Here is a 13558-nt window from a genome sequence, read left to right as displayed (position 1 = left end):
AAGTACCGAGGATCGGGTGCAAGGTTTCGTTCAGGCATGGCAGGAGGCATCACATGCGTTCATTTCTTTTGCTGCTGATCGGCCTGGCCTGCGCGCCGGCGCTGTCGGCCGCGCCGACTGCCGAGATCTCGGAGCCGGTGGGCGGCTGGCGCTACAATGGCTTGCTCGACCGCAGTGAAAACCCGCAAGTCGCCTATCCCACGCCGCCGATCGATCGCGGCATCCAGCGCAATCGCACGATGATCCAGGGCCAGCTCAAGGCCATTGGCAATCAGCGCGGGCCGCACACCCTGGCGGTCAATGGCAATCCGCTGAACCTGTACACCGACGACGATGGGCGTTTCGCCCGGCCCTATGCATTCGGCGCCGGCTCCAACAGCGTCGAAGTGCGCAGTGCAGAAGGCCAGTCGCTCAAGCGTGTTCAATTCTATGAAGCGAACAACCTGCGCACACCGGCGCGGATTCGCGTGGTGCTCGGCTGGGACGATCCCAAGGCCGAACTCGACCTGCACATTATTACCCCGGACGGCCAGCATGCGTTTTTCGCCCACACGGCGTTGACCAACGGCGGCGGTCTGGACCCGGACGGCGTCGACGGCCCCGGCCCGGAAATGTTCACCATGACCGCGCCGCTGCATGGCACCTATCTGGTTTACGTCAACTATTGGGGCAACTTCGGCGACGGCGGCTATAACTTCGAGGAGGCCAGCAACCAGAACGAGGTCATCACCTCGCAGATCACGCTGGTGCTCAACGAAAACACCGTCGACGAAAAACGCGAAACGTTCATCGTGCCCCTGCGGGCCATCGGTGATCTGCTGCTGGTCAAGACTTTCAACTATTAAGCATCCCGCACCACGGATGAACTGCCGAGCTTTGGGAACATGAGCGAGAAGATGAGCGAAAACACTGAGACCCCGGCGACCGCCGCACCCACTGCCAAACCTTCCCGGCGCTGGCCGTTGCTGGTGGCCGGGCTGTGCCTGGTGGCCGGCGTGGCGGGCGGGCTCGGCTGGTTGATGCACAAGCCCAAAGTGCCGGCGGCGGCACTGGCCAGTGACAAGCTCGGCCTGAGCCGCCCGGATGCGCTGCTGGAAACCCGTTCCCTGAGCCAGTTGCCCAAGGACCTGCTGACGGTGCCGTTCCTCAAGGCCACGCTGACCGAGGATTTCGTCTTCTATTACGAAACCCACGCCGACCGTCTCGGGCTGATCGGCAGTCTGCGACGGATCATTTACGAGCATGATCTGAAGCTGCAGGACAGCCTGATCGAGCAACTCTTCGATCAACCGGCAGACGTGGCGCTGTGGCGCGGCGCCGATGGTCGCCTGAAGGATTTCCTGCTGGTGATGGATCGCGGCGGCCTGGCCAAGCTGCTGGAGCCGCTGGCGAAAGTGGCGCTGGATGACTCGCAACTGAGCGTGTTCAGCACCCTGAAAGTCGGCGGTGAGGACGTGCCGCTGTATCAACTGACCTACAACGCCAGCAAATCCCTGTTGTTCGCCTCCCGTGGCGACAAGCTGGTGGTGCTGTCGAATCCGGCCAAGTTCTACGACCCGGAAAGTGGCGCTTCCGAAGAGTCCGGCCACGTCTCGCCACAAGCCCTGTCGGCGCTGCTCAATGGCGAGAAACTGTTCCCCGAAGCGTTCGGGCTGCCGGCCAAGACACCTGAAACCAAGCAGCGTCTGTCGGTCAATTCCAGCGTCCTGGCCATGGGTTATCAGCGCTTCATCCCGAATTTCGCCGGGCTGCGTTTCGACATGGACGACAAGGGCTGGCACAGCTTCCTGGCCATGGATGAGCTGGACAACCAGCCGGACTTCGATTTCAAACCGGTCTGGCAAGCCATGCCGCTGGGCGCCAGTGCCTGCGTGACCTTGCCGGTGGCGGCCGAACCGCAGAAACCGTTGCTGGTGAAACTCGGCGCCGAAGAAGCGGTAGCGCAGAAACTCACCGAACACGTGGCCGGCGCGGCGGGCCTGTGCTGGTACGCCGATTCGCGGCTGTACACACCGTTGCTGGTGGCCAGTCTGAAAGACGAGGACAGCGGCAAGCTCGACGCTGATATCGGCACGCTGTTCGATTCGATGGTCGGCGCCTACGAAAGCAAGGTCGACGACCACGCGTTCCCGGTGGTCGAGAAGCAGGAAGGCCAGAGCCACCTCTGGCAGCGTCAGGTCAGCTCCAACTTCGGCCCTTACGCGGCCAAGGATGCCGAGAATCCGGATGCGATCACCGGCCGTGCCTTCATGAAAGTCAGCCTCGCGCGCCACGGTTCGACGCTGCTGTTTTCCCTCGACGACAAACTGGTCGACAAGGCTCTCGGCACCCTCGACAAGCGCTTCCCGCCAATGGCCGATGTGCTGCCGAAGGACGTGCTGATGCCGATCTACTTCGGCCCTGATTCCATGGCCCAGTTGATGCAGCAGGAAACTCTCGACAGCCTGCCCCAGGACATGGAGCCGGTGTTCTACAACGCCGCGCAAACCTACCTGATCCCGAAACTGCGCACCCTTGGCGGCATGGGCAAATACGCCCTGACGTTGCCGGAAGGCAGCGAGCCTGACGGCCACTGGCAATGGCTGCCGCTGGAGTGGAAAGCGCTGTGACGGCACTGATCCGCAGTCTCGGCTTGCTCGCGCTGTTACTGAGCGCGGGTGCCCGAGCGGTCGAAGCGCCGGCCCTCGATCCAGCACAGTCCCAGGTCTTTCGCGCCTGGTTCGTGCGCATCGCTCAGGAGCAGTTGAGCAAAGGCCCGAGCCCGCGCTGGTATCAGCAGGATTGCGCCGGGCTGGTGCGGTTTGCCGCCAACGAAGCGCTAAAAGTCCATGACGACAAATGGCTGCGCAGCAATGGCGTGTCCAACCGATACCTGCCGCCGGAGCTGGCGCTGAGCGACGAGCAACGCAAGTTCGCCCAGCAATGGCAGCAGGGCGGCGGCAAGGTCGGGCCCTATGTCAACGCGATCAAACTGATTCAGTTCAACAGCCATCTGATCGGCCGCGACGTGTCCCAGGCACGGCCCGGCGATCTGATGTTTTTCGATCAGGGCGACGACCAGCACCTGATGATCTGGATGGGCCGCTACATTGCCTATCACACCGGCACGACCACCCCAACCGACAACGGCATGCGTTCGGCAAGCCTGCAGCAACTCATGACATGGAAGGACACCCGATGGATACCCGACGCAGCCAACCCCAACTTCATCGGCGTCTATCGACTGAACTTTCTCTCCCAATGACCGGTGCCCGCATGCTGCGTTTACTGCCTTTTCTGTTGCTGTTAGCCCTGCCGTTTTCGGCTGTAAATGCCGAAGATTCCGTGGAGCCAAGCGGCTACACGCCGGTCTCCGGTGAAAGCTTCTTCCTGCTGGCCGACAGCAGTTTCGCCAGCGACGAGCAGGCGGTGGTGCGCCTCGAGGCGCCGGGCCGCGACTACCGCCGTTTCCGCATGGAGCCGTACGGCGGCGCCGACATCCGCGTGTACAAGATCGACAAGCCGCTGGACTTCCTCAAGCGCCAGAAGAACCTGCACCGCGTGGTCAGCGACGGCCAGTTCAAGGGCGAAGGCCTGTCGAACACCCTCGCGTACCTGTGGGACAACTGGTACCGCAAATCCCGTCGGGTGATGCAGCGTGCGTTCTCCTACGAGTCGCGTCAGCAAGTCACCGAGGAAGTGCCGGAGCTGAAGATGGGCAATGCCATCGCCGCGCCGACGCCTTACGACGCACAACCACAGTTCGCCCTGATTCCGGGTCTGCCGGTGGTCAGCCAGTTCCGCTATCCGCTGTGGCAGGCCAAGCCGATCCAGCCACCGGCCGGGGTCAATCTGGCCGGGTCGTCCAGCGAGTTCGTCAGCGTCGCGCCGGGTAACGTGTACATCCCGCTGGGCAATCTGAAACCGGGCCTGTACCTGGTCGAAGCGCTGATCGGCAAGTACCGCGCGACCACCATGGTTTTCGTTTCCAACACCGTGGCGGTGAGCAAGATTGCCGGTGATGAATTGCTGGTGTGGGCCGCGCGCAAACACGAAGGCAGCTCGGTGCCGAAGGTCAATGTGCTGTGGACCGACGGCCTGGGCGTAATGAGCAGCGGCGCCACCGACACCGATGGTCTGCTGCGCCTGAAACACGTCAGCCCGGAGCGCTCGTTCGTGATCGGCGAGGACGAAGAGGGCGGCGTATTCGTTTCGGAAAACTTCTATTACGACAGCGAAATCTACGACACCAAACTCTACGCCTTCACCGACCGGCCGCTGTATCGCCCGGGTGATTGGGTATCGCTGAAAATCGTCGGACGTGAATTCAAGAACGCACGGGATTCGGTATTGCCGGGAGCGGCGGACGTCAATGTCAGCGTGCTCGATGCCACCGGCACCGAGTTGCAGCGCCTCGACCTGAAACTCGATTCGAAGGCCGGCACCCAGGGCCGTTTCCAGTTGCCGGACAACGCGGTGGCCGGTGGTTATGAGCTGCGTTTCAACTACAAGGATCAGGCCTACAGCAGCGCGTTCCGGGTGGCCGAGTACATCAAGCCGCACTTCGAAATCTCGCTGAATCTGGCCAAGCAGGATTACCGCACTGGCGATCCGGTGAAGGGCAGCCTGGTGCTGCTGTACCCGGACGGCAAACCGGTGGCCAACGCCAAGCTGACCCTGAGCCTGCGCGCCCAGCAACTGTCGATGGTCGACAACGAACTGCAATACCTCGGGCAATTCCCGGTGGAGCTGACCAGCACCGAACTGACCACCGACAGCAAGGGCAACGCGACCCTCGACCTGCCGGCCGCCGACAAACCGAGCCGCTACATGCTCACCGTGTTCGCCAGCGATGGCGCGGCGTACCGGGTCAAGACCACCAAGGAAATCCTCATCGACCGCGGCGCCGCCAGCTTCCGCCTGGCTGCGCCGCAGCGTTTCAGCGCGGTGGGTGACAAGGTCGCGTTCAGCTACGCCAACGAAGGTGGCAGCGAACAGGCTCAAGCCGTTGTGCCGAGCAGCTACAGCTGGGTGCGTCTGGAAGACCAGACCACCGGCGAAGGCAAACTGGCGGCGAAAGACAAAGGCTTCAGCGTGACGTTCGATCGTCCGGGTACCTATAACCTGTCGCTGAAGGATCAGTTCGGCCGGGTCCTTGGCGGCACCGGTCATTCGGTCACCGGCGACGGCGTCAAGGCTGTGCCGGGCACCGTGGAAATCGTCCTCGACAAGCAGGAGTACAAGGCCGGTGACGAAGCACTGGCGTTGATCACCTTCCCGGAGCCGGTCAGCGATGCACTGCTGTCGCTGGAGCGTGACAAGGTCGAAGCCACTGCGCTGCTGGCCAAGGGCGGCGACTGGCTGAAACTGGAAAAACTCAGCGAAACCCAATACCGCGCACGCATCCCGGTGAAGGACAACTTCGCGCCGAACCTGACGTTCTCGGTGCTGTACACCAAGGGCGGTCAGTACAGCTTCCAGAATGCCGGGATCAAGGTCGTCGCGCCGCAGATCGACGTGGCGATCAAGACTGACAAAGAAACCTATCAGCCGGGCGATACCGTGACGGTCGACCTGACCACGCAGTTCGCCGGCAAGGCAGTGCCGGCGCACCTGACGGTCAGCGTGGTGGATGAAATGGTCTACGCGCTGCAACCGGAAGTCGCGCCGACCATCGACCAGTTCTTCTACCACCCGCGCCGCAACAACGTGCGCACCAGCGCCAGCCTGTCGTTCATCAGCTACGACGTGGCATTGCCGGGCAGCCCCGGTGCACCGGGCAAGGCCAACCGCAGCGAACGTGGGGTGAAAGTGCTGGAGCGGCCGCGCCGCGAAGACGTCGACACCGCTGCGTGGCAGCCGGAGCTGCTGACCGACGCCGACGGCAAGACCCGCTTCACCTTCAAGATGCCGGACTCGCTGACCCGCTGGCGCATCACCGCGCGGGCGATTGCCGATGACGGTCAGGTCGGGCAGAAGAAGCAGTTTGTTCGCTCGGAAAAACCGCTGTACCTGAAGTGGAGCGGGCCGAGTAAATTCCGCAAGGGCGATCAGCCGCAACTCGGCGTGTTCGCCTTCAACCAGGCCGAGAAACCGGTCAAGGCTGAACTGGTGACCCACTACGCCGGCGCCGAACAGCGCCTGCCGGTGACCCTCAACAACGGCATCAACTACCTGCCGCTGCCGGCCTTCGCCTTGGCTTCCGGCGAGTGGACAGCCGAGCTGGTGCAGGACGGCAAAACCGCCGACGCCCTCGCGGTGCGCCTGACCGCCACCGGCGAAGGCTGGCAAGTGACGCAGACCCAGAGCATTGAGGTAGCCAGCGGCGACACGCCTTTGAGCCTGCCGGCGGACGCCACCGACATTCGCCTGCGTCTGGATGACAGCCCGCAAGCGTTGTTCCGTTCGGCCCTCGACGATCTGCTCAGCTATCCGTACGGCGGCGTCGAGCAGACCGCCAGTCGCTTGCTGCCGCTGAGCATCGCTTATCCGTCGCTGGCGTCGAGCCCGCAGATCCGCGACCGCCTGCGTTTGATCATGCAGAACAGCCGTCTGCGTCTGGTGCAAATGGCCGGGCCGTCGGCGAGCTTCACCTGGTGGGGCTTCGACGGTGAGCCGGATGCGTTCCTCACCGCTTACGCCTATTACGCCGACTGGAACGCCAGCCAGGTGCTGGAACTGACCCTGCCGCCGGAGCACTGGCAGCGGGTGCTGGAGGTCTACGCCAAGCAGGCGCCGAACACACCATTGTTGCAACGGGCGCTGATCCTGTCGTTCGCCAAACAGATGCATTTGCCGGTCAACACGCTGCTCAGCGGTTTGATGGAGGATCTAGCCAAGGCCGGTGAGGGTAATGCCGCGAACCTGATGGACGACGGTGAAGACAGCCTGGTGATGAGCGATCCGGATTCGGCGCTCGGTCTGGCGGCGGCGCGGGTCTTGACCGCATCGCTGGCGACCCAGTCGAAAGTCGCTTTGCCGGACGCGTTCAATCGTCAGCTGGGCGCTGCGCAACAGCGTTTGGCCGTCAGCTCTCAACCGTTTGTCGAGGCATTGAACCTATCGCTACAACCGTTCGATCAGGCCCGCGCGACAGCGTTGCTGCAACGCCTGTTGCCGCAGCAATCGACCCTCGAACGCGCGCTGGCGCTGACCTGGCTGCAACGCAGCATCGCACAGGCGTCGCCGACCATCGCGCTGGCTCCTGGCGAAGGCTGGAAGAAAAACTACGGCGCGACCGGCGAGATGTTCTGGACGTGGCAAGGTGCGGCGCCGGTGCCGAGCGTGTTGTCGGTGTCGGGCACTCAGGAGCGTCCGCTGCGTGCCGCGCTGAGCTTCCAGACCCAACAACCGGCGGTCGATCCGATGGCGGTGACCATCACTCGTCGCCTGTCGCGTCTGGTGCCGGGTGACGAAGCGTTCACCTTCAAACTGGAACCGGTCGGCACTAAACCTCTATCCAGCGACAGCCTGTACCTGGACGAAGTGATCCTCACCAGCAAGGCAGCGAAACCGCTACGTTACGGCATGCTCGAAGTGCCACTGCCGCCGGGCGCCGATGTCGAGCGCACCACCTGGGGCATCAAATTGCAGGGCAAGGACGGCACCGAGCCGACCGCGCTGGAGAAAGCGCGGTTCGAACCGGGTCAACTGGCTTACGCGGTGCCGGTGGATGCGCTGAGCGGTGAATTGCGTATGCGGCATCTGGTGCGCTTCTCGCAGAAGGGCCAGTTCAACCTGCCGCCGGTGCGTTTCACTCAGGTCTACGCGCCACAGCATCAGGCCCAGGAGGCGAAAGCCGCCCTTGGGCAGGTCACGGTCAACTGATATGAGCCGGCCGCTGCTGTGGCTGCTGATGTGTGTGATTCCTGCGCTGGCGACGGCGCAGGATGAACCGCTGCGCGTGGCCTATAAGGGCGAACTGCTGTCGCTGAACACCATGCAACTGACCGCTCGCGAGCCGTTGCCGTCGTCGCTGGATACACCACTGGGCAGTCTGTGGAAGGTGTTCGTCTACGCGTGGCTGGTGGATACCGGTGCGCAAGAGCCGGCGTATGAATGCCGCGGACAGTCGAAGGAAGAAGTCTATTGCTGCACCGCGGGCGGCAAGATCGAGCGTGATCAGGCGCTGGTGAAATCCTGCGGGTTGTATTTCGAGCCGGCGCGGTTGGGCATAACCGCTGGCGACTGGAAATCCTATTGGCAGGCGCGACAGGCGCCGTCGTGGTTGCTGGATCTGCCATCGGTGCAACCGGCTACTCGGGTGTCCGTGGCTGACTTGCTGAAGGTTTTATCCTGGTTGCCGGCTCAGGATCAGCTGCGCCGGGTGCTGCTCGACGTGGTGCTGAACGCGGCGGACGGCAATGTCGTCGGTGAGCTCGGCGGACGCTTGCGGGTGAAAACCTGGAGCTGGCTCGGTGATCAGGACCCGCAATCACGCCAGGGCGGTTTCGCTGGCTGGACGGCGGATGGCTCGCCGATCTGGGCCGGTGGCCGGGGCACCAGTCAGATGGTTCTGCGGCACTACGGTTCGGCGTTGGCGACGGTGTTACCTGCTTCCTGGCCGGTGGACGCGGGGCGATGCGTCGAGGTCGATCTGTTCGCGCGCTATCCGCTTAGCCGTGTTCTGGCCGGTGATCGGGTGGTGGATTCGGGCCCGTTGCAGGGCGATTATCGCGTCGAATTCGCCAATGGCAATGCGCTGGATATCCACAGCGACGGCGAACTGTTTCTGCTCAACGACAAGCTTGTGGCGCGGCTGGATCGTGAAGAGTACGTCGCTCGAGTTCTTGAGCGTGAAGCCAAACCGGAACCTGCCGAAGCGGCTAAAGCATTGGCCGTGGCGATCCGCACGTATCTGCTGCAAAACGCCACGCGCAACGGCGAATGCCTGAGCATCGACGACAGCAGCACCCGCCAGCGCGTCGCCCCTCGTCCTGCTTCCGCCGAATCGCGCAACATCGCCGCGTGGACGGCGGATCTGGTGTTGGCCGGGAGCACTGTCACCTATCACTCCGATCAACCCGGCCCCGACAAGCTGGCCTGGCAACAAGCCGTCGAACAAGCCAACGCCGGCCAGCGCTACGACGCGATTCTGCTGCACGCCTATCCGCGCGCCAGCCTTAGCCGTTGGGACAACCCGGTGGCATCCTGCGAAGCGCTGCCCGCCGCGCAGGACTGGCTGCAAAAACAGCGGCGCGGCTGGCGTCCGAAGCTGGAAAGCGAAACCGGCTACAACGAAGTCAGCACATTCGCCGTCTGCAAACTCGCCTTCGGCCGGCCCTTCGTCGACCGCGAACGCCAGCGCATCTACGTGCGCGGCGTGCTGTCGTTGCAGGATCGCCTCGACCTGACTCACGAATACCTGCACCTGGCCTTTGAAGCACACCCCAACGGCCAGGATGAAACCTACATCGAAGGGCTCGCCCGTCACCTTTTGCTGGAATAGACCATGACACTCCGTTATCCACAGGTCTTGCTGTTGCTCTGCGCGTTCAATGCATGGCCGATGGCGATGGCCGCCGACAGCGTCAAACTCGACACCCCGGTCGGCGGCTGGCGCAGCGGCGCACCCGAGGGCGACGGTGAAAACTTCCGCCAGACCGTCAACTACCCGGCCTCTTCGGTGAACACCCCGGTCGGCCAGGCCAACACCGCCCGTATCAGCGGTGAAATCAAGGCCACACCGAAAAGCAAAGAGCCCGGCCGGCTGATCGTCAATGGCGTCAGCATGCCGCTGAAAATCGACGACAGCGGCCGTTTCGACCGCCCGTTCTCCTTCCCCAAAGGCAGCAACAGCGTCGAAGTCCGCAGCCCCGACGGCCAGCAACGCCACCGCACCCAGTTCCTCAACGCCAGCGGCGGCGCCACCCCGGCCAAACTGCGCGTGCTGCTGTCCTGGGACAGCGACGGCACCGACCTCGACCTGCACCTGATCACACCTGACGGCGCACACATCTGGTACGGCGACCGCGTCGCTCCCAACGGCGCCGCCCTGGACGTCGACGTGACCACCGGTTACGGCCCGGAAATCTTCGCCATGCCGGCGCCGATCAAGGGGCAGTATCTGGTGTATGTGAATTACTTCGGTGGTGGCTATCGCGGTGATGACGAAGGTGGGGAAGAGGCGGTGCAGCCGCTGACCACCGCGCAGGTGACGGTGATTACCGAAGAAGGGACGCCGAGCGAGAAGATGGAAACGTTCGTGGTGCCGATGCGGGCGGTGGGGGAGTTGACGTTGGTGAAGTCGTTTAGTTATCCCTGAACTATCGAATCATTTAGGAAAAACCCCGCACAGTGCATTGCCTTCATATCCGTGAACGATGGGTCCCAGCACCATGAATGGGCCACAAGCGTATAGCGGAGATGGCACTTCTTGCTCGGTGTTGAGCAGAACGGCTTCGTTTCCGAATTCGTCTTTGCCGAAGGATTGCTCGGAGTACGACGTGCACACCGGCAGCTTCAATGGCACCGGAACTACCAGCGCCCAGACGGTAATTCCGCACCATTCTCGGACGGGTGTCGATTTTGCTGTTCTGGTGATCTGTGGCGGAGCCGAGCGGTAGCTTTGTGCTCTGTAGGCGTCGGTTTTGAGTGTGGTTTTTTCAGGGAGGGAAACGCCTACTCCCACACATGCTGTCAGGCTGAGACATATAGTCGAAACCAGTCCGACGTATTTCAGGCGTGAACTCAGGGCAGATGGGAGCAATCTAGAACGTCCTTGTAGTGCTTTAAGCATCGTAATTGCCAAGAGTTTTTTTGCTGAACAATTGTGCAAGTAGTGCCTGCACAATTTGTGTGTTGATCGGCAATTGGCTGAACGGCTCTCGAAAACCACTTTTCCGACAGGCATTAAAAAGCCGGCTTGTGGCCGGCTTCTCGGGGACTGGCTTGGTTTATTTTTGGTAAACCGCGCCAGCCTTCAAAACGTACACCCGGATCTTGCGTCCGGCTGTGGGACTTGGTCAGACAGTGGTCTGCCGCGTCAGGCGTCATCTGGGCCGCTGGGCGGGTCGATGCGCGAATGTGGGGCGCAGGATACTGAGTTTTGCTTCTGATTCCCAGCTTGAAGTGCGGTTTAGAGCGATCAAACTGGAGAAAATCCGGGATTTGTACCGACTTTCAGGGCCTCATCGCCAGCAGGCTGGCTCCCACCACACCGGGTGACTCAGAGAAACGGCACCACCGGCCGCCGCTTGCCCAGGGTCGACCACCAGAACACCCACCCCAGGACATGAATCCTTTGCTACTCGATCTGCGCGGCGCGGAAGATTTCGTCCGGGTATTCGGCGCTGTTGTGGCTGCGCAGTCGCAGGGCGTTGCCGGGCATGCGGTGCAGGTATTTGATGCGCAACATGCCGTCGTGTTCGATGGCGTAGATTTCGCCGTCCACCACCTGGGTGAGGCCGCGGTCGATGGCGAGGGTGGAACCGTCTTCGATCTTCTCGGCCATGCTGTTGCCGATCATGTGCGTGCAGATGGCGTCGGTGTGGCGGATTTCCAGGGCTTCGAGATGGCTGCGGGGCAGGCGGATGGTTTGCTCCGGGTCCTTGATGACATGGGTTTTGTCGGAGCCAGGTGCAGTCGGGGCTTCCTTGTAGAGCGGCAGTTCGATGTCGTTGGTTTCGAGCACCGTATAGACACCCTGAATCGCCTGGGCATCCAGCGTATCGCCGGCGGTGTACAGGTGCGGCGCCTCTTTCGGGCCTTCGCCGGTTTTCAGCCACTGGCTGTTGACGGACAGCAGGCGCGCGACTTCTTCCATGCGGTACGCGGGTACGCCCCGGGTGTACCAGTTATGAACGTTTTGGGCTTCCGTGCCCCAGAACTTTGCGAATCCCGTGGTGGTGATGTTCGCAGCTTCCAGGAGTGCCTTGAATCTTGGACCGCTTGTGTTCTTTCTCATAAACACGAGTCTACGGCCGGCCTAGAGCGGTTTGAATAAACCTTGCGTTCAAAATCGAGGCAAATTTTGCGACGGGATGTAAGACGTACTTGTGGGAAATTACACACACTAAAACTTTTCTGTAGGGCGTCATAAACAAGTCGTTTAAGGCCCCGCCAGGCAGGCACAAAAAACCCCGGATCAACCGGGGTTTTCTTCAAGCGTGTCGCAGGTCGCGAGGCTTAGCCTTTGTAGGCAGCAACCGACTTGGTGATCGCGGCGCGGGCAGCGTCAGCGCCGTCCCAGCCTTCGATTTTCACCCATTTGCCTTTTTCGAGATCTTTGTAGTTCGCGAAGAAGTGCTCGATCTGCTGGATCAGCAGGGCTGGCAGGTCGGTGTATTCCTTCACGTCCACGTACAGCTGGGACAGCTTGTCGTGTGGGACTGCGATGACTTTGGCATCGCCGCCGCCGTCGTCGGTCATGTTCAGGATGCCGACCGGACGAGCACGGATCACCGAACCTGGAGCAACCGGGTAAGGGGTTACAACCAGCACGTCCAGGGGATCACCGTCGTCAGCCAGGGTGTTCGGGATGTAACCGTAGTTGGCCGGGTAGAACATCGGGGTGGCCATGAAACGGTCAACGAACAGGCAATCGCTGTCTTTGTCGATTTCGTATTTGATCGGCGCGTGGTTGGCCGGGATCTCGATCGCGACGTAGATGTCGTTCGGCAGGTCTTTGCCAGCCGGAATCTTGCTGTAGCTCATTGGGCGTTGCCCCCGTTAGTAGACCAAAACACTTGGCCGGATTGACCAAAAAGTGGCGGCGATTATAGGCATATTCCACCCGCGATGCCATGCACCGAAGGTCGTCCAGGCCTTACTCGTGTGCCTGATAGACCGGGTCCGTGGCCTGAAGTTGCTTCAGTCGGGCCAGCGGATCCTGTCGGTAGAAAAGCTGCAGCTGCGCATACACCTGTGGATAAGCCTCGTGCAGCAGATCCGGGGCGCTGAAAAAGTACTCGCTGGTGACGGCGAAGAACTCGGCCGGGTTCTCGGCGGCATACGGGTCGATGGCGGTTTCGGCGTCCGGATGGCGGTCGAGCTGGCGGTTGAGGTCGTCATAAGCCTTTTGCATGACCTCGGCCCAGGCGCTGACCCGCATGTCCGCGTGCAGCGGCGGCAGCCCATTGGCGTTGCCGTTGAGCATGTCGAGTTTGTGCGCCAGCTCGTGGATCACCAGGTTGTAGCCTTCCCAGCCACCACTGGCCATCACTCCGGGCCAGGCGAGGATGATCGGCCCCTGCTGCCAGGCCTCACCGCTGTGTTCGCCGTCCCATTCATGCTCGACGCCGCTGGCATCACGATGGCGCTGCGGGCTGAGGAAGTCGTCGGGGTACAGGATGATTTCATGGAAGCCCTGATACCAGTTCAGATCGCCAAGGTGCATCAGTGGCAATTGCGCCTGGGCGGCGAGCAGCAGGCGTTGTTCCTGATGCAGTTCGACGCCGGGCAGGGCGGTCAGGTGCTTTTCTTCGAGGAACAGGACGCTGGCTTCGCGCAGCCACTGATCTTCCGTGGCGCTGATGCCGTCGAGGAAGCTCAAGTGGTGACGCACCCGCTGCCACATGTCATCGGCAATCGGGTGCTTCGCCAGAGTGCGCCGGCGTCGCCAGGCGCTCAGTGACCACAT

The 13558-nt window shown here is 62.0% G+C and carries 8 protein-coding genes and 1 pseudogene; 6 read left to right on the top strand and 3 right to left on the bottom strand.

Going from position 1 to position 13558, the window contains the following annotated elements; all coding sequences use genetic code 11:
• Window positions 1–53: 53 nt before the first annotated feature.
• The 6 genes from CAG02_RS27740 to CAG02_RS27715 are packed head-to-tail and all read left to right on the top strand — an operon-like array spanning window position 54 to window position 10243.
• The gene (locus CAG02_RS27740; protein ID WP_085712312.1) at window positions 54–845 is read left to right on the top strand and encodes a YfaP family protein; all 792 of its coding nucleotides are present in this window, start codon (window positions 54–56) and stop codon (window positions 843–845) included.
• A 51-nt stretch (window positions 846–896) separates the two neighbouring features.
• Entirely contained in the window at window positions 897–2609 is a 1713-nt protein-coding gene (locus tag CAG02_RS27735) for a DUF2138 domain-containing protein (RefSeq protein WP_085712311.1), read from the top strand.
• Window positions 2579–3244 carry a DUF1175 domain-containing protein gene (locus CAG02_RS27730; RefSeq protein WP_170931650.1) on the top strand — a complete coding sequence of 222 codons (666 nt, stop codon included), beginning with the start codon at window positions 2579–2581 and terminating at the stop codon, window positions 3242–3244. Before CAG02_RS27735 ends, CAG02_RS27730 begins: the two co-directional genes overlap by 31 nt.
• Entirely contained in the window at window positions 3241–7806 is a 4566-nt protein-coding gene (locus CAG02_RS27725; protein ID WP_085712309.1) for an alpha-2-macroglobulin, read from the top strand. The genes CAG02_RS27730 and CAG02_RS27725 overlap by 4 nt, the downstream gene beginning before the upstream one ends.
• 1 nt (window position 7807) lies before the next feature.
• Entirely contained in the window at window positions 7808–9427 is a 1620-nt protein-coding gene (locus tag CAG02_RS27720) for a DUF2300 domain-containing protein (RefSeq protein WP_085712308.1), read from the top strand.
• A gap of 3 nt (window positions 9428–9430) precedes the next feature.
• Window positions 9431–10243, top strand: a complete 813-nt coding sequence (locus CAG02_RS27715) for a YfaP family protein (RefSeq protein WP_085712307.1) — start codon at window positions 9431–9433, stop codon at window positions 10241–10243.
• Between the two features lie 903 nt (window positions 10244–11146).
• Here CAG02_RS27715 and CAG02_RS27705 read toward each other — a convergent pair.
• The 3 genes and pseudogenes from CAG02_RS27705 to CAG02_RS27695 form a co-directional block, all read right to left on the bottom strand.
• A pseudogene (locus CAG02_RS27705) lies at window positions 11147–11884 on the bottom strand (helix-turn-helix transcriptional regulator).
• Window positions 11885–12105: 221 nt separating this feature from the next.
• The gene (ppa, locus tag CAG02_RS27700; protein WP_007933577.1) at window positions 12106–12633 is read right to left on the bottom strand and encodes an inorganic diphosphatase; all 528 of its coding nucleotides are present in this window, start codon (window positions 12631–12633) and stop codon (window positions 12106–12108) included.
• Between the two features lie 112 nt (window positions 12634–12745).
• Window positions 12746–13558, bottom strand: coding sequence for a zinc-dependent peptidase (locus tag CAG02_RS27695; RefSeq protein ID WP_085712305.1), 813 nt, complete (start codon window positions 13556–13558; stop codon window positions 12746–12748).

Origin of the sequence: Pseudomonas sp. R43(2017), assembly GCF_002112345.1 — a bacterium.
GTDB lineage: Bacteria > Pseudomonadota > Gammaproteobacteria > Pseudomonadales > Pseudomonadaceae > Aquipseudomonas > Aquipseudomonas kribbensis.
The sequence above is the reverse complement of the archived record's forward strand: the minus strand, read 5'-3'. Positions and strand labels throughout refer to the sequence as shown.